The organism is Chitinophaga sp. CB10 (assembly GCA_001870995.2).
Taxonomy (GTDB): domain Bacteria; phylum Bacteroidota; class Bacteroidia; order Chitinophagales; family Chitinophagaceae; genus Chitinophaga.
Map to the genome: position 1 here is coordinate 759981 of MLAV02000001.1, position 22700 is coordinate 782680.

A 22700-nucleotide genomic window follows, 5' to 3' on the forward strand; every position below is an offset into this window, starting at 1 on the left:
GAAAACGCATGAATTTCACGGGAGATGGCAAAAATTAAATGATGGTGGATTGGGGATTTATTCCAAACCGTGTTGGCTTTAGCGAAGGATAAGGCGAATTATTGGTTGTGTATATTACTGGGGTACCATAGACAGGGCGCAATAGCGCAGTATTGCATCATCAATGCCTGGTATATCCGGTATCGGCCGCTAATTTACTGCGGCCCCTCAAAATTATATATCTTTTTAGGCAAAACCTATTTTTTTGTTAGGGAACGCATCGAATCTGCGGTTAAATGTTACTGCTGAATTTATACTTCAGTTTTGCACGGCGCGTTCCGCTCTCTCCCAGATGGCCGACTGCCGGCCGCGTATAAAGCGTCCGAAACCCTTATATACTGCAATATTCATGAATACGAAATAAAAGGGAATATAAAAGTATTTGATTTTCACATCGTGCAAGGCCAGCTGATAGCCCGTATAGGCGGCCCCGTAAAAGCATCCCTGCAAAATAAGCAATAGCAGGTACGTATAACCGCCGCCGTTAAACACAATCGCCACATTGCTCAGCAGCAACAGCGCCAGGCAGAGCGGCGCGAGCGTCCACCGCAGCACCCGGTGGGATACATACTGCCACGTGATCTTCGGGTAGCGGAAGATGTTGAGCAAAGGCGCAAGGCGCACAATACTCTGGAACCCGCCGGCGGCAATGCGCACCTTCCTTTTGAATTCCTCCTTCAGCGAAGCAGAGGGGGATTCCATCGCATAAGCGCCCGGTTCGTAGGCTACTTTGTAGCCTTGTTTATTTATATTGAAAGAGATGATAAAGTCGTCCAGGATTGTATCCACGGGGATGGGGGCGTAGAGCGCCGTGCGCACTGCCAGTAGCTCGCCTGCCGCGCCCATTACACTGTACAGCTCAGCATCCCATTGCTTCAACCGCGACTCGTATTTCCAGTACATCCCTTCGCCAACGCCTTCGCTGCCGCTGTTTTCGTGGGTGATCACCTTTTTCTCTCCCGCCACAGCGCCTACTTCCGGATCGCTGAAATGCCTCACCAGCTGCCGCACCGCAGCCCTGTTCAGCAAAGTATTGGCATCTGAAAAAATTACGATTTCCGTATCCACCAGCGCCATGGCGCGATTGATGGCAGCGGTCTTCCCGCTGCGGGCCGGCTCGTACAACAACCGGATATTCGCATATTGACTAATGACCTGGTTGGTAGCATCGGTACTGCCATCCGTTACAAATACAATCCGGAATTTATCCGCCGGGTATTCCAGCTCCAGGGTGTTGGCAATCTTATGCCGGATGAATGCGCCTTCGTTGTAAGCCGCCACCATAAAGGTAACCTGCGGTTCAAATGTCGCAATTGTACTGCGCTTACGCGTGAACAACCGTTTTACCCGCAGCGCCAGGTATAACAGTAACCCATACCCGATATAACTATAAAAGACGATGAGCAAACTAAGCAGGCATACTAATTTCATGTTGGATAACTATCTGAAAAGGAAATAGGTTTCGAGCGATAATAAGCCGATGATCATCCCCAGCGCAAAGCGAACGCTTTTGCCATAGGTGAACCGGTCATAAGGTACGAGCAGTAATACCATAAACGCGGCGGCCTGCCCTACATAGCGGGAGCTGAACAAATGAGTGACTTTCAGGTTGGTGGCCAGCATCAGCATGGCGCAGCAGAGCAGGAAGAGGAACACCGGGTCCGACTTGCGCAGCCACGCCTGCCATCCGGCGCAGGCAATATAATAAATGGCCACCGTGGCCAGCGCCGGCGATATCACATAAGGATACAACGCCGTAAGCGCCGGCGGAAATATTTTGCCCACAGCCTTACTAAGCGGCGCAAAACTGTAATGCAGCACAGTAATATTCAACACGAGCAGCAAGAGGTATAAAACCACGAGGCCTGTCAGGATCCGCCGGTTGGTCACAAACCAGGCCGGCGCAATAAGGAGCGTGATCAGCGCGCCATAGGCAAACGCGAGGATGCCATGCCAGAGATTGATCCCGCCGGCGCTTACCAGTGCCTGCTTTGGCGGCACGAGCCCCTGCCAGATGATAAACACGGGCAGGCATATACTAAGTGCAATCACGGTGTATAAGCCTATACTTATCCAGGTCCGCCGCTGGCGCCTGTAATACCATAATAATATATAGGAAGACGGAATAAGTACCAGGAAAGGACTACGCCCCAATATAGCCAGCCCTGCTGCTATCCCTGCCAGCGCTGCGTAGGCGGCGGTGCGCAACGCCGTTCCTTCTGGCCTGTTCACGCTCTGCAATAACCAGTACACCGCCAGTGTAGAAAAAAAGAGGGGAGGTATCTCCGTCAGCGCCATCCCGGATATCTGCCAGATCATAGGCGCCGCCATGATGTTCAATGCATATATCATCGCAGTATTCGCATTTATCTTGTAATGCAAAGTGATGATTCGTATAAGCATGAAGGTTATCCCCGCCAGCAACGTCATGTTCACCAAACGGATACCGGGAGTTTGCCAGTGTGTAATGCCATATAAAGGGTAGTGGATGAGTTGATACAGGGGGCCAGGCGCCTGGTCGTTCATTTCCAGCAGGAAGGTACGGGAAAGGCCCACCCGGTCAAACAGGTAAAGGTTGCGCACAAACAGCGGCTCGTCAAACAAAGGCGGCTGCCGGTGCAGAATGGTAATGAGCAGTAATAATGCGTAACCACCAATTCCAAGTATCAGTAAAAGTCTTCGTTCCATAGATATTATCAGGGATTTGGGATTGGAGATAACGGCATCAGGTATAATTGGGAGGGTAAAATTATAAATCAATATCAGTATTTCAAAATCAGCGGTGGGAATTTAATCGCTCGTACAACCCCGGTTTTAACACTTACGACTGAAATTGATGCATTCACCCGGAAAAAAATATCCTTCACAAAAAAGAAAGTATGTAAATTACAAAGAATTATAATTTTACACTCAATCTAAATCGCCTGGTTGTGGCGTCCTGATTTTTGAATAACAACCTATGACCCTGAGATCACCGTATCTCCGCAAGTATCCTCCGAGAAACCACCTTTATTATCTGATATTTTCGACCACATCCCATTTAAAGCCTTCTCATGGTTGCGCTGCCGCATTGGCTGTATCCATGCTGACAATCCAAACCATTTAAACAAGAAGGTGGAATGAAAAAGAAAGTATTAATTATTGATGACAGCATACCTATCAGGTTTTTACTGGAAGCAATCTTCAGTAAGAATTATCATGTGATTTCTGCGCAGGACGGACTGGTAGCTATGTCGTGGCTGGCCAAAGGAAACACACCGGACCTGATCATTACCGACTTACAAATGCCTAATATAGACGGATATGAACTGATCCAGTTCCTGTCCGACAGCAACCTATACCGCGATATCCCTGTTGTCGTATTGTCCGCATGTAACGATGCCGATACCACCGCGACAGTCAACAGATACCAGAATGTTCAGGCTTTTTTCAGCAAACCGTTTGATCCCGTTCAGTTGTCGGCCTCCGTGGCGGATATCCTCAGCGGACAACTGGCCGCTGCCTTTTAAAAGCTGATGATTGTTTAACGCCAAATCGTAATTATGGGAACGTCTACACCTGGATTAACTCCTGTTACACCGATGAAACCTGTGCCTGAGAAAACAGAAACCGCTGTGATACGCCAACTGAACCCCGAAAAGATTGTCATCTTCGTCGGCAATACCTACCTGGATATCAGGGATACGCCCGGCAACTTCAAGTTCCTCGTCGTGCAGGACCTGCACGCTGCCCAGGCCGCCATCTCTGAAGTGCTGAATGTATTCCGGAAAATTCCGGCTGTCATCATCTACCGTTTTAACAGCAAATACGAGCAGGAATGCGAACAGTGGGAACAGTATTTCAAGGACAACCAGATACTGCGCTCCATCCCGTTCTTCATGTACTCCGAACAGGTGTCCGACCAGCTCAAAACCTTTGCCCGCAAATACAGCTTCATCGATGAGGTGATCACCCGCGAATGCCTCGTGCGTACCCTGGATAACAAGATCGCCTTCGTCAGCAAGTTCAAATACCTGAGCGTGATCACGCGCCAGGAAACGCCCGTGGAAGGCCGGCAGCAAGCCGCCAAATGGACCTTCGGCTATTTTCTGAAACGGGTGGTAGACGTAGTGGCCGCCAGTACGCTATTGCTCGTACTGCTGCCATTCCTCCTGCTCATCGCACTGGCCATCCGCATCGAGTCCAAAGGGCCGGTGCTGTACGCCGCCAAAAGAGCCGGCAGAAACTATAAGGTATTCCGCTTCTACAAGTTCCGCACCATGGTGCAGGACGCCGATAAAAAGCTGCAACAGCTCTCGCACCTGAACCAGTACGGCAACAACGAAGGCGGCGCCGTATTCTACAAAGTTTCCAACGATCCCCGTATCACCCGCCTCGGGGCCTTCCTCCGCAACACCAGTATCGACGAGCTGCCCCAGCTGCTCAACGTGATAAAAGGAGATATGTCCCTCGTAGGCAACCGCCCCTTACCGCTCTACGAAGCCGCCTCGCTCACTACGGACGAATGGTCCCAGCGCTTCAACGCGCCGGCAGGCATCACCGGCCTGTGGCAGATCAGCAAGAGAGGTAACAAGGATATGTCCGTAGAGGAAAGGATAGGGCTGGATATCAGCTATGCCAACAAACATTCCTTCGGCTATGATATGTGGATCATGATGAATACTCCATTTGCCCTCGTGCAGAAAGAAAACGTTTAGGCATGCCTGTTATAGAAGCCATTTTATTTGCCATACCGGCCCTGTGGGTAGCTTACAACCTGTTGTTCTGTATGGCAGCTTCCTTCAGCAGGAAAAAACAAGCGGACTACGCATCTCCCGCGCGCTATCACCGTTTCGCCATCCTGGTGCCGGCCTACCGGGAAGATGCCATTATTTTATCTACCGTACAACAACACGAAGCCCTGCGCTACCCGCGCGAGGCTTTTGACATTGTCGTCATTGCGGACTCCCTGCAGCCTGCTACCATGGCGGCGCTGGCGGCCACCAGCGCCATTGTTGTGCCGGTGAGCTTCGAGAGAAGCACAAAGGCCAAAGCGCTGAATGCAGCTTTTGCGCAACTGCCGGAATCGTATGACGGCGCCATTATCAGCGATGCGGACAACCTGCTGGACCCCGACTTCCTCCTGAAAATGAACCGGGCCTTCCTGGACGGGCATCAGGTCATTCAGGCCCGCCGCGTAGCCAAAAACATTGACTCCCCGTTTGCCATACTGGATACCGCCAATGAAATTATTGCCAACCACATCTACCGCAAAGGCAGTAACGCATTGGGCTTATCGTCGTCCGTCATCGGCTCGGGAATGGTATTCCACTACCGGCTGATCAAACATATCATGTCGCAGATAGACGCCACCGGGGAAGATAAGATCCTGCAGATGATGATCGCGGAGAAAAAAGTCTTCCGCGAGCTGGGCCTGCCTGCGCAACCGATCTTGTATATGGAGCACGCCCTCGTGTTCGATGAAAAAATAGACAACCCCGCCGCCTTCGCCAAACAGCGCAAACGCTGGCTGGCAGCGCAGTACTCTTACCTCTGGCAGTACCGTGCCAACGGCTGGGCCGCGTTAAAGCAGGGGAATTTCGACTACCTGAACCTCTTCGTTTTTCATAACCTGATGCCGCCACGCATGCTGCTGTTGGCCTACCTGACTTTTATGCCCGTACTCTGCCTGGTATTGGGGCGCTATTTAACGCTCCCTGTTACTTACTGGCTGGTTTTGTGGGCCCTCAACGCGTGCAGCCTGCTGCTGCCCATCCCGCGCAGGTTCTTTGCCCGCTATTTTGTACAGGCAGTGCTGAACCTGCCCCGCGCCATTGGTATTATGCTGGCCCTGCTGTTTCGCCTCAAAGGCGCTGAAAATACGTTTATACATACCAGTCACCACAAAACCGCCATCAATAATCCCCTGGTAGATGCTGAAGGATAGTCACATACCGCTCGTTTCCATCATTACGGTCAACTACAATAACCCGGTAGTCACGCAGGCATTGCTGGCCTCTATTCACCGGAACGACTATACGCATGTAGAGGTAATCGTGGTGGACAATGCTTCCGAAGAAGATCCCACGGCCCTGCTGCAGGAAGTGTACCCGGCCGTGCGGGTGATCAGGAGCGAGCGTAACCGCGGCTTTGCCGGAGGCAACAATCTCGGCATCGCGGCAGCAAAAGGGGAATACCTGTTCCTGGTGAATAATGATACGGAATTTACGCCCGGCCTCATCCAAGGCCTGCTGGCAGTGTTTGACGCGCATCCCGACGCCGGTATCGTGAGCCCGAAATTTCACTTTTATTACCAGCCCGGCGTGATCGAATATGCCGGCTATCATAAAGTAGATGTGCTGACGGGCCGTAACAGCATGATAGGCCGCGGCGCCCGGGACGACGGGCAGTACACCGCCATTGCCGACACGGCCTATGCCCATGGCGGCGCCATGATGATGAAAAAAAGCATCATGGCCCGGGTAGGCCCGATGCCGGATATTTATTTCCTCTATTACGAGGAGCTCGACTGGTGCGAGCAATTCCGCAGGATGGGCTACCGCGTGTACTTCCAGCCTGCCGCGCTGATTTACCACAAAGAGTCCATGACCACCGGTAAATACAGCGCGCTCAAAACCTATTACCTGACCCGCAACCGCATCCTGTTCATGCGCCGCAATGTGAAGTGGCCGCAGCTGCTGTTGTTCGCCGGATATTTTACCTGCATCACTATACCTAAAAATACGTTGACGTTTCTGCTGAAAAGAGAATGGAAGCACCTGCGCGCCTTCTGGAAAGGCGTTAGCTGGCACCTCAAACCATTCTGACAGCCTTTACTGCTATGAGTTGTAACAGAAGAATTAAAGTCCTGGAAACTATTCACCAGGGCAAGGTAGGAGGTGGCGAACGCCATATACTCGACCTCGTGGCCCACCTCGATACCTCCCGGTTTGCACCGGTGGTACTCTCATTTACCGATGGCCCCATGGTGGATGCGCTGAAGCAAATGAATATCCCCGTGCATGTTATCCACTCCACCAAAGCATTTGACTTCAGAATATGGAAAGCGGTGAAAACGCTGATCCTGGAAGAGGAAATTGACATCGTGCATGTACACGGTACCCGCGCCAACACCAACATCCTCCCGGCTACGCGGGCGCTGGGCATTCCCGTGATTTATACGGTACATGGCTGGTCCTTCCACGAAGGCTTATCCTACCCGGTCCGCAAAGCGAGGATACTGATTGAAAAATGGATCACGCGCAATACCGGCATGAACATCACCGTTTCCGCCGCCAACCGGCAAACGGGTTTGAGGGCTTTCGGGAGATTTAAATCCCACGTGATCCGCAACGGGGTGAACCTGCAGCGATTCCATCCCGGGGTAAGCGACAATGGCCTGCGCGCTCAGTACGGCTTTACGGAAGAGGACATCGTGATCGGCTTCATTGTAAGGATGACTCACCAGAAGGACCCGCTGGGTATGATCCGCGCTTTTGCCGCCGCCCATCAGCTGCATCCGCAGTTAAAACTCCTGATGATAGGCGAGGGGCCCTTGAAGTCCGCCGCAGTACAGCTTATCCGGGAACTCGGTATAGCCGGCGCCGTAGTGCTGGACGGCTTCCGCAGCGATGTGCCGGGCGTGTTGCAGGCTATCGACATCTATTGCCTGCCCTCCCTCTGGGAAGGCTATCCCATCGGCGTACTGGAAGCGATGGCAGTTGGCAAGCCCGTTATTGCCAGCGATGTGGATGGCACCCGCGAAGCATTTGACCATGAAGTCAGCGGCCTGCTCGTGCCGCCTAAAAATACGCCTGCCTTATGCGCCGCCATCTGCCGCCTGGCTGCGGACGAACCCCTGCGCAAACGCTTTGCCGCGGCTGCGCTGGAACGCGCCCGCGCGGACCATGGCATCACCACTATGACCCGCAAGGTGGAAGAGGTCTACAACAAAATGTTTGTACAGCACGAAATCGCCAAACCTGCGAGTGCCCAATAGGTCAAACGGTTTGCTGCATCAGGCTGTCCGCCTGCTGCAATATATCCGGCGTGAGGGTGGTATCAAACTTACGGGCAAATAGTTTCCCGGAACCCAGCAGGTTCGGCAGGTCCGCATGGGTAAAGGTTTTTGGGCTGGGCTTTTTCTCCGACCAGTCAATATACCGCAGGTTGTCATGCGTTACTTTCTGCCGCCACTCCGGGTGATTCATGATGATGGTATGGAAAATAAATTCGTCCGCCCCCCAGGTGTACTTGTAGTAACTGAGCAAGGCGGGATGGCTGTTGATGAAGTTGAGGCAGTAGCGCGCACATTCTTCGCTCAGGCTCCACCACTGGCTGCCGCCGAAATGTTTGTACCCCAACGGCAACTTGCGCGCCGGCATCAGCCGGTTCACCCAGCGGGTCATGAAATATTTTCCCTTAAAGTGGAAGTCCTCGAAATGATATTGATCCAGCTTGCTGATCGTGGCCTGCACTTCCTGCTCCGGCATGATGTCCATAAACTCCTTGCCCTGGTGTACAGTAAAAAAATCGAATATCTCCTGCATGGGGCGCAGGGGATAATCCAGCCCGGAGAGCAAACTGATGTTTACATACCTGCGCCGGCTGTTCAGCGCAACCTCCAGCAGGTTTAAGGTGGCGCGCACAAGGCTGAAGCCTGCCCAGTTCACTTTTACCCGGGAGGGGATGAAATAGACCTGGCTCAGTTGCGTGCAGGGCCAGTAATCCTGCAGGTCGGCCTTCGCGTCGAGGTGAACGTAGCAGTCCACCAGCGGATGCGCCAGGCGGGAGAGTAGTTGGTGTAGTTGCTCCGGGTTCTTATGAGCCAGGATGAGGAACGCTAAACGCATGAGGTATTCATTTTTTTACCAGTTGTAGTTTTGCAGGGATCTTCTCCAGTATCTGTATGCAGGCTGTCCAGCCTTGTTGTAGTATATCCTTGACCGTTATATCGAGTTGCTTTTTCAAACAATAATAGCCGAATACGATGCCCGCCACGAGGTTCAGGAAGGAGGCGGCCGCCACGGCCCGCAGGTCCATGAAGAGCCAGATAAAGAGGACGTCTCCCGCGACGTTGATGCCCAGCTTCAGGAGGTTCTTATAGAAGTTGAGATGCGGCTTGTTCATCATGTCCAGCGTAACGCCCACGAAGCGGTCCATCGGGTAGAGGATAGCCGAACTCAAAAAGATGGCGACAACCGGCAGGGCCACCAGGTACTCTTTCCCCGCCAGCAGGATGATGAGGGGATGAATAAAGAGGAGCAGGCCTATGATGAAAGGCAGTATCAGGAAGGTGATGGCGCCGGTATATTTACAAAAGGTCTGGGCAATGGCCGCGGGGTCGTTCCGGTTAGCCGCGCTGCTCAGCGTTGGCTGCGCCGTAGCGGCAAAGCTCCGCAATATGATCTCGATCACTTCCATGAATTTTTGCGGAATGCTGTAAATGGCCACCGCCGCGGGGTTGATCAGGGTGCGGATAAAGAAGTTATCCGAATATGGAATAAACGTGGATGCCGCCATACTGCCTACTATCATCCTCCCATATACGAAAAGGGATTTTACTTCCGCCATACCCCTGAAGCGGAGGGCCCGGATGCCCGTCCACCGGTGCGCGAGGCAGTAAATACTCGTCGCCAGCATGGCGGCGCCATAGGCGCAGGTCACCATCCACAAAGCGGAATGGCCGGTAAAATGCATCACCGTAATCAGCAGCAGGAAACTGGCATTTTGCAAAATGCGTATCTGCACAATTTTATCAAACTGGCGTTTGGCCTGCAACAGCCAGGTGGCGAAGTTCAGCGGTAAGGAAAGCAGCAGGATGACCCCCAGGCAACGTAAGAAGAACTGCCAGTCCTGATCCAGGAAACGGCCGCCTGCTCCCAGCACAAGTACGCTGATCAGCAGGAATCCCAACGTAATGGCAATGGCCAGGTACCACGCGCTGCCGCAAACCTTCCGCGCGATGACGGCAGGAGCGCCCGCGTAAAACTTAATCAGCCCGGATTGCAATAAGCCTGTCCTGATCTGATCCAGCAGGTTATACGTCACCTGGAAAAATACCCATTCCCCGAAAGTCGCTTCCGGTAAGGTCCTTACCAGCAACGAAAAGGAGAGGATATTAAAAAATGCCGAAACCACATTCCCCAGCAAAGATTGAAAATGATGATTCCTGATTACACTCATCAGCCTGGATGCCATACGATTAACTATAATAAAGAACCTGTAACGCAGTGTGACGGCTGCTTTTCAAGTCCGGGATTATCAATATTGTGCAGGCTTTATAAACAGGATATAGTTGGAGTTGGCGGCAAGATACAATTTTTTTTAAAATTAGATGATTTTAATTTCTAATAAAATAATTAAATAATATGTTGGAATTCCGCCAGTTGAATATATTAAAAATTTATGCTTTATGATTTTTGGGTATATATATGAAAAAAAATTACTATTTGTTTATGAAAATTATCTTTCTTTGTACTGTACTTATTAACCTCGTACGCCTAAAATCGTAAACATATCAGGGAAAAACTTTACCAGTCTTTACTATGAATAACCTCACGGATTTCAATAAGAAATTGAAGAGAGTGATGAATGCAGGCATGTTATTGTTCCTATTGCTCACAGCCCCGCAATTATTTGCACAGCAGGGGAAACTTACTGCACGCGTTACTGGTCTTTATAATCCCGCCGGCCTGCTCGAATCGCTGCCGCAGGGATACGCCGCCACAGGGAAAAAATTTCCCTTACTACTATTCTTTCATGGCCTGGGAGAAGAAGGCAACGGCACCACGGAAATCAACCGCGTGATCACCAACGGTCCTCCGAAGCTGATCAACCAGGGCGTATTTCCGGCTACGTTCAAAGTGGGCGATTCCACCGAATCGTTCGTGGTATTATGCCCGCAGTTCAGGGGGATTCCTAACCTTCCGAATATCGACTCGCTGATCGAATACGCCTACCGCAACTACAACGTGGATACCAACCGCGTGTACCTCACCGGCCTAAGCCGGGGCGGCGGCGTGATATGGGGCTACGTGAGCTCACAGATTTACTCCTGCAACCGGGTGGCGGCCATCGTGCCGATCTGCGGCGCGTACGACCCCGGCCCCTTACGCAGTCCGCTCCCCATTCAGTCCGTATTCATCTCTTCCAATAACCTGCCCGTGTGGGCTCTTCATAACGAGAACGACCCTACGGTGCCTTCCGCCGCCTCCAAAAACTGGGTGGCCCTCATCAATGCATACGTGCCCGCGCCCAATCCCCTGGCCAGGCTCACGATATTCAATGCCAGCGGTCACGATGCCTGGTCCAAAGCCTACGATCCCAACTACCGGGAAGACGGTAAAAACGTGTACGAATGGATGCTGCAATTCAGCAAGGATAAGCGGGGTGGAGTAGTGGCCAACAAACCGCCGGCCGTCAACGCCGGGGTGGACTTCACAGTCGTGCTGCCCAACAACGCCCAGCTGGACGGCTCCGCCACCAGGGACCCGGACGGCAGCATCGCTACCTATAAATGGACGCAGACGGCAGGCCCCAGCACCGCTACCATCGCTACGCCTGCCGCGGCCAAAACCACGGTGAGCGGACTCGTAAAAGGCGTGTACACCTTCCGCCTCACCGCTACGGACAACAAAGGCCTCAGCGCCTACGACGATGTGGTGGTCACCGTCCAGGATGCGGCCAATAAACCGCCGCAGGCCAACGCCGGCCCCGATGCCATCATCACCCTGCCGGTGAGCAGCGTGCAGCTGGATGGCTCCGGCTCTACTGACCCGGATGGCAGTATTGCCTCCTATGCCTGGTCGCAAACCGCCGGCCCGAATACCGCTACGCTGACCGGCGCCGCCTCCGCGAAAGCCACTGCATCCGGCCTGGTAAAAGGCGTATATACGTTCCGGTTAACCGTCAAAGATAACGGCGGCCTCACTGCTACAGATGAAGTACAAATAACCGTGCAGCAGGCGCCGGTAGATAAAAAACCGCCGGTTGCAGTAGCCACCGCCCCGGATACCATCGTGCTGCCCGTAAACACGGTAACGCTCAACGGCAGCGCCAGCAGCGATCCGGATGGCAACATCGTCAGCTGGTCGTGGACGCAGCTCAGCGGCCCCGGCATACACCTCGCCGGCAGCGGTACCGCCATTGCCACGGCTGCCAACATGCCGGAAGGCGTGTACAGCTTTAAACTGGTGGTGACGGACAACGACGGCCTCAGCGCCACCACTACCCTGAAAGTAGTGGTAGTGGATGCCAGCGATAACCCCGGCGATACCACCACCGTCAGCTGCTATCCCAACCCTACCCGCGGCAAAGTGCGGCTGGAAATAAAAACAGCGCACCTGCGCATGGCAAGGGTTACCATCTACGACCTGCGCGGACAAACGGAATTCAAATACAATTACCCGCTCAACGGCGTGAACTTTATAGAACTGGACCTGGGTACGCTCCCCAACGGCGTGCATATGATCGATGTGCGGGGAGAAGGGAATTTTAAATGGACAGAGCGGATATTTAAGTTTTAAGTCTGAGGTTTTAATACATGATGGACACATTTGCGCCATCAAAAAGCAAGCGGGTGTATCCGGCCGGATGCACCCGCTTTTTTATACAAAAAATATCAGGCTATCATTGTTTCCGCTCAAACTTTCCTATCGCCTCATAAATCGCCGCCACGGAATTCTCCCAGGTGTGCGACAACGCAAACGCACGCCTGCGCGTGGCTTCCGCTCCCTTGTCTTCCGCCAGCGCCTGCTCCGTCATTTTAATATAGCCGTCCACGTTAGTAGCCAGGTACACATACTCCCGGAACAGCTCCATCGTAGGCGTAGCCGTGGCCAACACGGGCTTGCCCATGGCCAGGTATTCGTCCACCTTCAACGGGTAATTGCCGATCGTCATGTCATTGACCAGCTGCGGATTCATACACACGTCAAACGCGGCTACATATGCCGGCAGTTCCGCCATCGGTTTACGGCCGGGGAAGTGCACGTTGCTTAGCCGGTGCAAGGCCGACGCCTGGAAGTCCCCGTCTTCCGGCCCTACCAGCACAAAATCCCAATCCGGCCGCCGTGTAGCCATTTCCGTTATCAGCGGTATGTCCAGCCGCAAACTGGTGAGCGCCCCTACATAGCCGATAACCGGCCTGCCGGCAGGCGGCATGTCCGCCGGGCGGGCATAGGCGCGCGCCGGGTCAAAGAGGGATAGCTCGCAGCCCTGCCCGATGTAATAACTGTTAGGGTTATACGATTTTAAACGCTCCGCCAGGTACATGGAGTTAGCCACCCCGATGTCCGCCTTCGCAATATGCAGCGGCTCTATCGCCTGCCCGTGCTTTTTCCAGTAATCCACCGCCAGCAGGTAATCCCGGCTGTAATAGATGTACAATTCCGGCTGCAGCAACTCCTTCAGGTGGTAGCCCCGGAAAATATCATTGTCGTTGAAGAGGATGATATCCCGGAAACCCAGCTGGCGCACGGCCTTGCGGATTTCCCGGGCAAACCGCCGGTTGTTCACCTTGTTGAACGCCTTGAACAAAGCCGTGGAGGGCAGCCAGTTCACCGATTCCATTACCGAAAGCGGGTAATAATTCCACATATTGTCGTTCAGGCGTACCAGTGAGCCCTGCGGATTTTTTAACAAGGATTTATGATGGAGGATGTTGGGGTCCTCCTTCTCCGTCAGCAGGGTCTTGCGGTCCAGCGGCGCGTTGATATACAGCACGCGGTTGTGCCGGGAAAATTCCAGGGCAATGTTTTTGCAGTTACTTCCAATCGGGGTGTACCATGGCTGCAGGCCAATAACAACGATGTCCCGGTTTTGAACAGGCATAGCGATGAATTAAGTGAAAACTAGGGCAGGTTGTCCGGAGGATGGATGGATAAAATCAGTAGGTATGTAAAGTAAATAAATTCCTTTGGTTCCTGCAAATTTTCTCCCGCCGCCCCGGCCGCCCCCGTAAACCTCTTTGCCGGAAATATGTTAACTTAAATAAAGAACAATCATCCTGTTATGAGCGATATTGTAGAAATCAGAAATTTGACCGTCGAGGATTATTTTGACCTGAAGGAGTCCATGATGTCCGCCTATGCGGACATGAGCGGCAGCTACTGGCGGGAGCCCACCATCCGCCGCCTGATCAGCATCTTCCCGGAAGGGCAGATAGCCGTTACCGTGAACGACAAGGTGGTGGGCTGCGCCCTGTCCATCATCGTGGACTATAACAAGTTTGGGGACGATCATACCTACGAGCAGATCACCGGTTATTATACTTTCAACACCCATAATCCCAAGGGGGACGTCCTCTACGGGATCGAGGTGTTTGTGCGGCCGGATTTCCGCGGCAGGCGGCTCGCACGGCGGCTCTACGACGCGCGCAAGAACCTCTGCGAGCAGCTGAACCTGGAAGGGATTGTGGCCGGCGGCCGTATCCCGAACTATGAAAAGTATGCGGACAAGCTTACGCCGCGGGAGTATATCCGCAAGGTGCGGGACAAGGAAATCTATGACCCTACACTTACTTTCCAGTTCTCGAACGACTTCCAGGTGACGAAGATCCTCCGCAACTACCTCCCCGCGGACGAGGCCAGCAAAGGCTTTGCTACGTTGCTGAAATGGTATAACATTTACTATGAGCCGGACCAGGATAATATCCGCTACACCAAATCTACCGTACGCATCGGGCTGGTGCAATGGGAAATGCGCGACTATGGCAGCCTGGAAGGTTTCCTCTCGCAGGTGGAATATTTCATTGATGCGGTGAGCGATTACGGGTCCGACTTCGTCGTTTTCCCGGAGCTCTTCAATGCCCCGCTGATGGCGGAATTCAACCAGCTGGACCCCGCAGGCGCCATCCGTGGCGTGGCCCGCTACACGGAGCAGATCCGCGAGGCCATGCAGCAGTTCGCCGTTTCCTATAATGTAAACGTCATCTGCGGCAGCATGCCTATCCTGCGGAACGATCTCCTGTACAACATTTCCTACCTCTGCCGGCGGGATGGTACCCATGAGGAGTACACGAAAATCCATCCCACGCCCAGCGAAGTGTACGCCTGGGGCATCAAGGGCGGCAACGAAATCAAGGTCTTTGACACGGATTGCGGCAAAATAGGCATCCAGATCTGCTATGACGTGGAGTTTCCCGAGCCTTCCCGCATCCTGGCGGAGCAGGGCATGCAAATCCTCTTTGTGCCGTTTATGACGGACACCCAGCACGCCTATAACCGCGTGCGCTTCTGCGCCCAGGCCCGCGCCATTGAAAACGAGTGCTACGTGGCTATTTCCGGCTGCATCGGCAACCTGCCGAAGGTCAATAATATGGACTTGCAGTATGCGCAAAGTTGTGTGCTCACGCCGTCGGATTTCCAGTTTCCCGTAACGGGCATCAAGGCGGATGCCACGCCCAACACGGAAATGGTGGTCATTGCCGATGTGGACCTCGTGCTGCTCAAGGAGCTGCATGCCTTCGGCAGCGTGCAAACGATGAAGGATAAACGAAAAGACCTCTATGAAGTAGTGCAGAAAAAGAAGAACCCCTAGCGGTGGTAAATGGTTGGTTTTTAATTTTTAGGGAAAGATTAATGGCCACTTTGCTTTAGCGTTCCGTCCGCATTTCCAGGGAATTGGGGCGATATGCCATGCAGAACGAGGTTCCTGCAATTAAACGGGTTAAATAAACCATCTTTGCAGTGTGTTATTAACCAATCAATAAGTAAACGATTTGAAGATGAGTAAAAAGATCAATCTGGCGCTGCAGATCATTCCCAGCGTGCCTTCTGAACAGGTATATGCCGTGGTGGACGAAGCCATTGCCGTCATCAAGGCATCCGGCGTAAAGTACAGGGTATGCCCCTTTGAAACGGTGATGGAAGGTACCTACGAAGAGCTGATGGAAGTAGTGCGCCAGGCCCAGGAAGTATGCTTTAAAGCCGGCGCGTCCCAGTTGCTGGTGTATGTAAAAATGCAGATACGGAAAGACAGCGATGTGACCATGGAAGAAAAGACCGGCAAGTATGACGCCGAAGCCTAGTCCTCGCCAAAAATAACATCCTATCTGCATAATAATATCTATCTTACTTATTATAAACTAAAAGAAGAGGATATGAGATTCGCAGCAGTCCAGGACGACACGTCAAAGATTATTACCCACCTGCTGATAGTGGTGGTGCTGCTGATAGGAGTGAGGCAGGTGCTGGCGGACCGGCACGACGCCATTCCCACCACCATCGCCCTGATCATCCTGCTGCCGGCCCTGCTGATAGCCTGGAGTGTAAGCCCCCGCTATTATGTGCTGACGGCAGCTGACATCATCATCAAGGGGCATCTGCGCAGCATACGCATCCCGCTGAAAGAGGTGTTGCGCCTGCGCAGCATCGAGGAGGAGGAGCTGGGCGAGAGTGCCCGCGTATTCGCCAGCGGCGGGGTATTTGGATACCTGGGCGCTTACCGCAGCGCCGAAATGGGGGATTATCAACGCTGGTGTACCAACAACGAACACCTGGTGCTGATTGAGTCCGCCAATACCAAATGGGTGATCAGCCCGGACAATTCCACCGAATTCGTGAAGGCGGTGAACCGCATTATAAACAAAGTGGATTGAGTACACGGACCGACGGTCCACGGCATAATGCAAACGGCCGGTTACTTCCCTTACGGGCAGGTAACCGGCCGTTGTATTAAATCTTTCTCCCCCCTAACTAACAGAATGGAAGAAAAGGTAACCGAGTAAAATGGCGGATACGATACCGCAGAAGTCCGCAATCAGCCCCGCCGTGAGCGCATAGCGCGTTTTCTTTACGTTGACGGAACCGAAGTACACCGCCAGGATGTAGAACGTGGTTTCCGTAGTGCCCTGGATGATGCTGGCGAGCCGCCCTGCAAAGGAATCCGGCCCGTTGTGCTCCATAATTTCCACCATCAGCGCGCGGGAGCCGCTGCCGCTCAGCGGCTTCATGAAAGCTACCGGTAACGCAGGTACGAAATCCGTATTGAAGCCCATGGCGGCAAACAAAGCGCCGATGCCGTTAACCAGGTAGTCCATACAGCCGGTAGCGCGGAATGCGCCAATGGCCACGAGGATGCCCACCAGGTAAGGGATGATGCGTACGGATATCTGGAAGCCTTCCTTCGCGCCTTCGATGAATACATCGTACACGTTGATCTTTTTAAAGATGCCGGAAGCCAGGAAAGTGACTACAATAGCGAAGATGATACCGCCGCCCAGGCTGGCCGTGCGGGGGCCGATCTGGTCGGGAGGCATGTTTTTTACCCAAAAGTAGAGTCCGCATAAAAGAACGGCAAACCCCGCCAGGAATATGAGTACCGGGAGTTTGAAGAGGTTGATCTTCTGGTAAATGGACACCGTGATCATGCCGGCGATAAATGCGATGAACGTGGAGATCAGGATGGGAATGAACACATCCGCCGGGTTGGCCGCATGGGCCGCCAGCCGCAGGGCGATCACCGAGGTGGGGATGAGGATGACCCCCGCCGTATTCAGCACGAGGAACATGATTTGCGGGTTGCTGGCCTCGTCCGGCTTGGGATTGAGCTCCTGCAATTCCTTCATGGCCTTTAGCCCCATGGGAGTGGCCGCATTGTCCATCCCGAGCATGCTGGCGGAAAAGTTCATCAGCATGGAGCCCATGGCAGGATGCCCTTTGGGCACGTCGGGAAAGAGTTTGGAAAAGAAGGGATTCACGAAGTTGGAAAAGCGCTGGATCATGCCGCCTGCTTCCCCTACCCGCATGATGCCCAGCCAGAAGGTCATAATACCGGCCAGGCCCAGGGAGATCTCGGCGCCGGCTTTGGCATTGGTGAGCATGGAGTTCATCACTGCCCCGAATACCGAGGTATCCTGGAGGATGAATGTCTTGAACAGGGCAACCACAAACGATATGAGGAAGAATGCCAGCCAGACGTAGTTTAAAGCCATGAGTTTTCAATTATTTAATGCGTGAAGATAGTTTTTTGTTTGTATTAACCAAATCTGCCATCATTTATAACGCTTTGAGAGTAAGAAACAAAACCCTATCTTTGCGCAAATTTTGAAAAATGGCTTTGCAAGTAGGAATTGTAGGATTACCGAATGTAGGAAAATCGACTTTGTTTAACGCGGTAAGCAACAGCGCCAAAGCGCAGGCCAGCAACTACCGTTTCTGTACGATCGAACCCAACGTAGGGCTGGTAGACGTGCCGGACCCACGCCTGCAGAAACTGGAAGAACTGGTAAAACCTAATCGCGTAGTACCTACTACTATTGAATTTGTGGATATTGCCGGCCTGGTAAAAGGCGCCAGCAAAGGGGAAGGACTTGGCAACAAGTTTCTCGCCAATATCCGCGAAGTGGATGCAATCGTACATGTGATCCGCTGCTTTGAAGACGATAATATTCTCCGTGAAGAAGGCGCCATCAACCCGATGGGCGATAAAGGCATTATTGATACCGAGTTACAGCTGAAAGACCTGGAAAGCGTGGAAAAGAAAATCGCGCGTACCGAGAAGATGGCTAAAACCGGCGGTGATGCAAAAGCTAAAAGGGAATTCGAAATCCTGAAACAATGCCAGCAACACCTGGAGCAGGGCCGCAATATCCGCGAACTGCAACTGAGTAAAGAGGATAAAACGGCGATTGCCGACCTGTTTTTGCTGACAGATAAGCCGGTACTCTACGTAGCCAACGTGGACGAGGCTTCCCTGCTGACCGGCAACAAATTTTCCGACGCCCTCATCGAAGGCGTGAAAAGCGAAGGGGCGCAGGTAATCGTGATGAACAACACTATCGAAGCGCAGATCTCCGAAATGGAAGACCCTGCAGACAAAGAGTTGTTCCTCGGCGAATACGGCCTTACAGAGCCGGGCCTGAACCGCCTGATCCGCTCCGCTTACGACCTGCTGGAACTGATTACCTATTTCACCGCCGGCGTGCAGGAAGTACGCGCATGGACCATCCACCGCGGCTGGAAAGCCCCGCAGGCGGCCAGCGTGATCCACACCGATTTTGAAAAAGGCTTTATCAAAGCAGAGGTAATTTCTTACGACGACTACGTTAAATACGGTTCTGAAGCAGCCGCCCGCGAAGCCGGCCGTTTCCGCATCGAGGGTAAAGAGTACATCGTGGCCGATGGCGACGTGATGCACTTCCGCTTCAACGTATAAAAGATACTTCAAGTCAATAGCCTGAAGGTTACAACAAATCAGAAGGGTCGGAGCATTACTCCGGCCCTTCGTCTATTTTAACCCCGGCCTTACTTGATAAGATAGGAGGAGCATGCCATATGCTTAAAATAAAAATACCTCAATCTCTATAAATCAAACATTAATTACTTAGTTTAGCTCCTCAATTATCGTTAACTCATGAAATTTGTAAGGAATGTGAAGCTCTTCTTCCGGGAAGGGAATTCAGACAAAACCTATGAGATCGATCTGTGCGAAGTAGGCCCTGACCAGTATATTGTCAATTTTCGCTACGGAAAGAGAGGCGCCAACCTGAAAGAGGGAACAAAAACAACAACCCCGGTACCATTGGCCGCTGCTAACTCCATCTTCGATGCGCTCGAAAAGGAAAAACGTAGTAAAGGATATATCGGCGAACAGGAATCTGCCAGCAAGGAACAGCTGACGGACGATGCATCCGCAGCCATCATTGACGGCATCAGCAACCCGCGCCATAAAGCGATCCTCAAAAGGTTACAGCACCGCCCCGCAGGCAAGCACGCCTGGAAGATGTCCAGGGTGATATGGAGAGCCGGGGAATTACGTATAGGCGAATCCGCGCCGTTTATCATCAAACAGGGAGATAAAAAAGATGTCCTGCACCGGTACTCGGTGATATGGACGTTGAGTCGCACCGGCGACCCCGCCGCCATACCGGTATTGAAAGCCTATATGGACAACAGCGCTTACCCGCTCAATATCCGTATGCTGGCTGCCAACGGCCTGCTCATGCTACTGCCGGAGGAAGAAAAGCCGGCATTCCTGCAGCCTTTCCTCAACGCCATGCCGGAGCCGCTCCGCGCCGCCGTGCTGGAAGGCAAGGCGCCGGAAATATACCGCCTCCTGGAGGAATACATACACGTGCAAAAGACGACCCAGTACCCGCTGCTGGAAGAGTGCTACCTGCTGGCCAACGCCTATCCTGCGTTGCGGCAGGCGGTGATCGTATTGCTCACGCTGACGCCGTTCCGCCCATCCTGGTTCCAGCATATACGGCATATCTACAAGCAGGCGGAAATGCGGGACGACCACAACATCGTGGCCGCGCTCGCGCACCGCATGGAACTGGAGCCGGCGATGTTTAACATGCCGCCGAAAGAATACGAGGAGTGGAGGCCGGAAGTATTCATCCCTGAACTGAACGCCTATATTAAAGTGCGGAGCGAATTAAAGAAGGCCGGCAGCCGTGTTGCCTTCTCCCACAAAACCCGCCGCTACTTTAACCGCCGGGTGCTGCGCCGCCTCAAACGCATGGGCGCCGCGGGGGACGCGGAGTATATCCGCTTTGCCACCGCGCTGCTGCTGCAATACGTGGAGGAGCGGGATGGCTCAAAGCCTTACCAGAAAAAAGAGTATAAGTATATCAACGGGCAGTTTACCACGCTCACCAGGCAGTTCCCGGAAAATTCCAAAGGCATCTTCCTCAATTTCATTACCCGGGGTAATGCCGCAAACCTGCAATACCTGCCGGGGAAGGAAGAGTGGATGTTCAGGCCGGATGACAGCGCCGCCGCTACGGGTACCTCCCGGGCAACGCCTAATCCCGACCTGCTTAAAAAAGAAAACAACAGCCTCCTGAAAAAGCTCTTCAGCTGGCTCAATACCGATAAACACGTAGCGCCGCCGCCGGCAACCTACCAGCCGGAAAGCGCCCCGGTGGCGGAAACGCCGACCGGCGTGCCGTTCCAGCATCTCTGGAACGAAAGGCCGGAAGCTTTCATTCAATTGCTGATCGGCGGAAAGATGGACCAGGTCCACGTTTTCGCGATGGAGCAACTCAAAGCGCATCCCCGCTTTGAAGAGCTGAAAGCCCGCATTACGGAAGATATGATTGCCGCCCTGTTGTACAACAGGCATCATATACCGTCCTTATTTGGCCTGGAACTGGCGCGGGAAAGATACAATCCCGCCGCGCCATCGTCCGTACTGCTGCGCATCCTCGCGGTGTGCCCGCTGGATGCAGCGCGGGCGCAGGCCATGGAATGGATCAGCGCCAACCCTAAAGGGATACTGGCGGATAACGACGTATTGCAGATGCTGATCTTCAACCCGTATGAAGAGGTAAGGCAATTTGTTGTTAAAGCGTATCCGCCGGCCGATATGCCTGCGCAACAGGCGAAAGTGCTGGCAGGGCTGGCGATTGCGCACCTGATGCAGATCGATATCAAGTCCGAAGTGGAAAACCTGATCGTAACAGACGCCTGCCGCATACTGGAAAGCTATTGCGCGGCCGAATTCCGGCAGATGGATGTGATGGTGAGCTACGACCTGATGCAGCGCAACATCGTGGCTTTACAGGCCTTTGGCGTGCGCCTGCTGCTGCTCAAGGCGGATGGCGACTACCAATTTAACTTCGACGAGATTTCCACCGTGCAGCTCATGGGGCTGTTGAACAGCGAGTACGGTCCGCTCCGCGATGCGGCGTGGTCCGTCGTCCGCAAGATCAGCGACGGGGAAATGCTGCGCCGCCCGGAAATGATACTGGACTGCCTGTTATCGCCGTATAAAGGCATCCGCCGGCAGATGGCCACCCTGGTGGCGCGTTTGATTACGGTGGATAACCGCCTGGCGGAGTACCTCGTGAATGAACTGGTGCCGATGCTCATGCGCACGGAAAAATCACCAGACAGCCACGAAGATATTGCCGCGCTGCTGCGCACCCATCTCGCGGAACATTTCCAGGACATTGATACAGCCACCGCGCTGCGGCTGCTTTATGCGAACTACCGCCCGGCGCAGGAATTTGGTATCCTGCTGCTGGATAAATACATCCCTTCCGAAACGCTGACCATGAAGCAGATCATCGCCACGGGCGCGCACGAACTGCTGCAGGTGCGGGAATGGTGCTGGAACTTTTACCGCAATAACGTGGACCGCATCCGCGCGGAAAAAGATACAGCGGTAGCGCTGCTGGACAGCAAATGGGATGATACCCGCCGCTTTGCGATCGGGTACTTCCGCGATACCTTCACGGAGGCCGACTGGACGGCGGAAAGCCTCATTGCGCTGGCGGACAGTGTGCGGCCGGATATACAGGCCTTTGGCCGGGAACTGCTGATGCGTTACTTCAAAAGCGAAGACGGTCCGCAATACCTGCTCAAACTCAGCCAGCACCCCAGCGCCGCCATGCAGCTGTTTGCCACCAACTACCTGCAAACCTATGCGGCCGGGCAGCTGGAATACATCCGCCTGCTGGAACACTATTTCCGTTCCGTACTTACCCGGGTAAACAAAGCCAGGGTGGCGAAGGAGCGGGTGTTCAACTTCCTGGAAACGGAAGCGCTTAAATCCGAAGCTGCGGCCGCTTTCATCGGAGGTATTATAACGGACATCTCCGCTACGGTAGCCATTGGCGACAAAGCCAGATGTATCAGTATCATGCGTAACATCAGTCAGCACTACAAGCTGGAGCTGCCAATCCAATTTGTTGAACCGGCAGTGCGACTGCAATAAATCGTTTATCCATT

The 22700-nt window shown here is 53.3% G+C and carries 17 protein-coding genes; 11 read left to right on the forward strand and 6 right to left on the reverse strand.

Annotated features, from left to right (window positions below; translation table 11 throughout):
- Positions 1 to 297: 297 nt before the first annotated feature.
- Together BOC67_RS03075 and BOC67_RS03080 are read right to left on the reverse strand one after the other, a co-directional pair.
- Positions 298 to 1470, reverse strand: coding sequence for a glycosyltransferase family 2 protein (locus BOC67_RS03075; RefSeq protein ID WP_291907108.1), 1173 nt, complete (start codon positions 1468 to 1470; stop codon positions 298 to 300).
- A gap of 9 nt (positions 1471 to 1479) precedes the next feature.
- Positions 1480 to 2727 (reverse strand): hypothetical protein, encoded by a 1248-nt coding sequence (locus BOC67_RS03080; RefSeq protein WP_291907111.1) that lies wholly within the window; start codon positions 2725 to 2727, stop codon positions 1480 to 1482.
- A gap of 431 nt (positions 2728 to 3158) precedes the next feature.
- Here BOC67_RS03080 and BOC67_RS03085 point away from each other — a divergent pair, with 431 nt between their 5' ends.
- From BOC67_RS03085 to BOC67_RS03105, 5 genes are all read left to right on the forward strand, one after another.
- Positions 3159 to 3548 carry a response regulator gene (locus tag BOC67_RS03085; RefSeq protein ID WP_291907114.1) on the forward strand — a complete coding sequence of 130 codons (390 nt, stop codon included), beginning with the start codon at positions 3159 to 3161 and terminating at the stop codon, positions 3546 to 3548.
- Between the two features lie 72 nt (positions 3549 to 3620).
- Positions 3621 to 4736 (forward strand): sugar transferase, encoded by a 1116-nt coding sequence (locus tag BOC67_RS03090; protein ID WP_291907116.1) that lies wholly within the window; start codon positions 3621 to 3623, stop codon positions 4734 to 4736.
- A 2-nt stretch (positions 4737 to 4738) separates the two neighbouring features.
- Positions 4739 to 5965 carry a glycosyltransferase family 2 protein gene (locus BOC67_RS03095; RefSeq protein WP_291907120.1) on the forward strand — a complete coding sequence of 409 codons (1227 nt, stop codon included), beginning with the start codon at positions 4739 to 4741 and terminating at the stop codon, positions 5963 to 5965.
- Positions 5952 to 6845, forward strand: coding sequence for a glycosyltransferase family 2 protein (locus BOC67_RS03100; protein WP_291907122.1), 894 nt, complete (start codon positions 5952 to 5954; stop codon positions 6843 to 6845). The genes BOC67_RS03095 and BOC67_RS03100 overlap by 14 nt, the downstream gene beginning before the upstream one ends.
- Before the next feature lie 14 nt (positions 6846 to 6859).
- On the forward strand, positions 6860 to 8017 hold the full coding sequence (locus BOC67_RS03105) for a glycosyltransferase (RefSeq protein ID WP_291907125.1): 1158 nt from the start codon (positions 6860 to 6862) through the stop codon (positions 8015 to 8017).
- Between the two features lies 1 nt (position 8018).
- On the opposite strand, the gene BOC67_RS03110 is transcribed toward BOC67_RS03105, so the two are convergent.
- Together BOC67_RS03110 and BOC67_RS03115 are read right to left on the reverse strand one after the other, a co-directional pair.
- Positions 8019 to 8870 (reverse strand): beta-1,6-N-acetylglucosaminyltransferase, encoded by an 852-nt coding sequence (locus BOC67_RS03110; protein ID WP_291907127.1) that lies wholly within the window; start codon positions 8868 to 8870, stop codon positions 8019 to 8021.
- 7 nt (positions 8871 to 8877) lie between these two features.
- The gene (locus BOC67_RS03115; protein ID WP_291907130.1) at positions 8878 to 10218 is read right to left on the reverse strand and encodes an oligosaccharide flippase family protein; all 1341 of its coding nucleotides are present in this window, start codon (positions 10216 to 10218) and stop codon (positions 8878 to 8880) included.
- A gap of 347 nt (positions 10219 to 10565) precedes the next feature.
- Here BOC67_RS03115 and BOC67_RS03120 point away from each other — a divergent pair, with 347 nt between their 5' ends.
- Positions 10566 to 12545, forward strand: coding sequence for a PKD domain-containing protein (locus BOC67_RS03120; protein ID WP_291907133.1), 1980 nt, complete (start codon positions 10566 to 10568; stop codon positions 12543 to 12545).
- Between the two features lie 103 nt (positions 12546 to 12648).
- On the opposite strand, the gene BOC67_RS03125 is transcribed toward BOC67_RS03120, so the two are convergent.
- Positions 12649 to 13851: a glycosyltransferase gene (locus BOC67_RS03125; RefSeq protein ID WP_291907136.1), complete on the reverse strand. Its 1203-nt coding sequence runs from the start codon at positions 13849 to 13851 to the stop codon at positions 12649 to 12651.
- 180 nt (positions 13852 to 14031) lie between these two features.
- Here BOC67_RS03125 and BOC67_RS03130 point away from each other — a divergent pair, with 180 nt between their 5' ends.
- The 3 genes from BOC67_RS03130 (at position 14032) to BOC67_RS03140 (ending at position 16618) form a co-directional block, all read left to right on the forward strand.
- Complete coding sequence (locus BOC67_RS03130) at positions 14032 to 15558, forward strand: bifunctional GNAT family N-acetyltransferase/carbon-nitrogen hydrolase family protein (RefSeq protein ID WP_291907138.1); 1527 nt, start codon at positions 14032 to 14034, stop codon at positions 15556 to 15558.
- Positions 15559 to 15745: 187 nt separating this feature from the next.
- A complete protein-coding gene (locus BOC67_RS03135) occupies positions 15746 to 16048 on the forward strand; it encodes a thiamine-binding protein (protein WP_218378163.1) in 303 nt (100 codons plus the stop codon).
- Between the two features lie 72 nt (positions 16049 to 16120).
- On the forward strand, positions 16121 to 16618 hold the full coding sequence (locus BOC67_RS03140; protein ID WP_291907144.1) for a PH domain-containing protein: 498 nt from the start codon (positions 16121 to 16123) through the stop codon (positions 16616 to 16618).
- Positions 16619 to 16711: 93 nt separating this feature from the next.
- Here BOC67_RS03140 and BOC67_RS03145 read toward each other — a convergent pair whose 3' ends face one another.
- Positions 16712 to 17953, reverse strand: coding sequence for a nucleoside recognition domain-containing protein (locus BOC67_RS03145; RefSeq protein ID WP_291907145.1), 1242 nt, complete (start codon positions 17951 to 17953; stop codon positions 16712 to 16714).
- A 119-nt stretch (positions 17954 to 18072) separates the two neighbouring features.
- Between BOC67_RS03145 and ychF the strand changes: the two genes are divergently transcribed.
- The gene (gene ychF / locus BOC67_RS03150) at positions 18073 to 19176 is read left to right on the forward strand and encodes a redox-regulated ATPase YchF (RefSeq protein ID WP_291907148.1); all 1104 of its coding nucleotides are present in this window, start codon (positions 18073 to 18075) and stop codon (positions 19174 to 19176) included.
- A 198-nt stretch (positions 19177 to 19374) separates the two neighbouring features.
- Positions 19375 to 22686, forward strand: coding sequence for a hypothetical protein (locus BOC67_RS03155; RefSeq protein WP_291907151.1), 3312 nt, complete (start codon positions 19375 to 19377; stop codon positions 22684 to 22686).
- The last annotated feature ends 14 nt before the right edge of the window (positions 22687 to 22700 follow it).

Coding starts and splice junctions, on each gene's coding strand:
- BOC67_RS03085 (WP_291907114.1), top strand. CDS start 3,159: ATGAAAAAGAAAGTATTAATTATTGATGACAGCATACCTATCAGGTTT.
- BOC67_RS03095 (WP_291907120.1), top strand. CDS start 4,739: ATGCCTGTTATAGAAGCCATTTTATTTGCCATACCGGCCCTGTGGGTA.
- BOC67_RS03135 (WP_218378163.1), top strand. CDS start 15,746: ATGAGTAAAAAGATCAATCTGGCGCTGCAGATCATTCCCAGCGTGCCT.
- BOC67_RS03115 (WP_291907130.1), bottom strand. CDS start 10,218: ATGGCATCCAGGCTGATGAGTGTAATCAGGAATCATCATTTTCAATCT.
- BOC67_RS03155 (WP_291907151.1), top strand. CDS start 19,375: ATGAAATTTGTAAGGAATGTGAAGCTCTTCTTCCGGGAAGGGAATTCA.
- BOC67_RS03105 (WP_291907125.1), top strand. CDS start 6,860: ATGAGTTGTAACAGAAGAATTAAAGTCCTGGAAACTATTCACCAGGGC.
- BOC67_RS03120 (WP_291907133.1), top strand. CDS start 10,566: ATGAATAACCTCACGGATTTCAATAAGAAATTGAAGAGAGTGATGAAT.
- BOC67_RS03075 (WP_291907108.1), bottom strand. CDS start 1,470: ATGAAATTAGTATGCCTGCTTAGTTTGCTCATCGTCTTTTATAGTTAT.
- BOC67_RS03100 (WP_291907122.1), top strand. CDS start 5,952: ATGCTGAAGGATAGTCACATACCGCTCGTTTCCATCATTACGGTCAAC.
- BOC67_RS03130 (WP_291907138.1), top strand. CDS start 14,032: ATGAGCGATATTGTAGAAATCAGAAATTTGACCGTCGAGGATTATTTT.
- BOC67_RS03140 (WP_291907144.1), top strand. CDS start 16,121: ATGAGATTCGCAGCAGTCCAGGACGACACGTCAAAGATTATTACCCAC.
- BOC67_RS03110 (WP_291907127.1), bottom strand. CDS start 8,870: ATGCGTTTAGCGTTCCTCATCCTGGCTCATAAGAACCCGGAGCAACTA.
- BOC67_RS03125 (WP_291907136.1), bottom strand. CDS start 13,851: ATGCCTGTTCAAAACCGGGACATCGTTGTTATTGGCCTGCAGCCATGG.
- BOC67_RS03145 (WP_291907145.1), bottom strand. CDS start 17,953: ATGGCTTTAAACTACGTCTGGCTGGCATTCTTCCTCATATCGTTTGTG.
- ychF (WP_291907148.1), top strand. CDS start 18,073: ATGGCTTTGCAAGTAGGAATTGTAGGATTACCGAATGTAGGAAAATCG.
- BOC67_RS03090 (WP_291907116.1), top strand. CDS start 3,621: ATGAAACCTGTGCCTGAGAAAACAGAAACCGCTGTGATACGCCAACTG.
- BOC67_RS03080 (WP_291907111.1), bottom strand. CDS start 2,727: ATGGAACGAAGACTTTTACTGATACTTGGAATTGGTGGTTACGCATTA.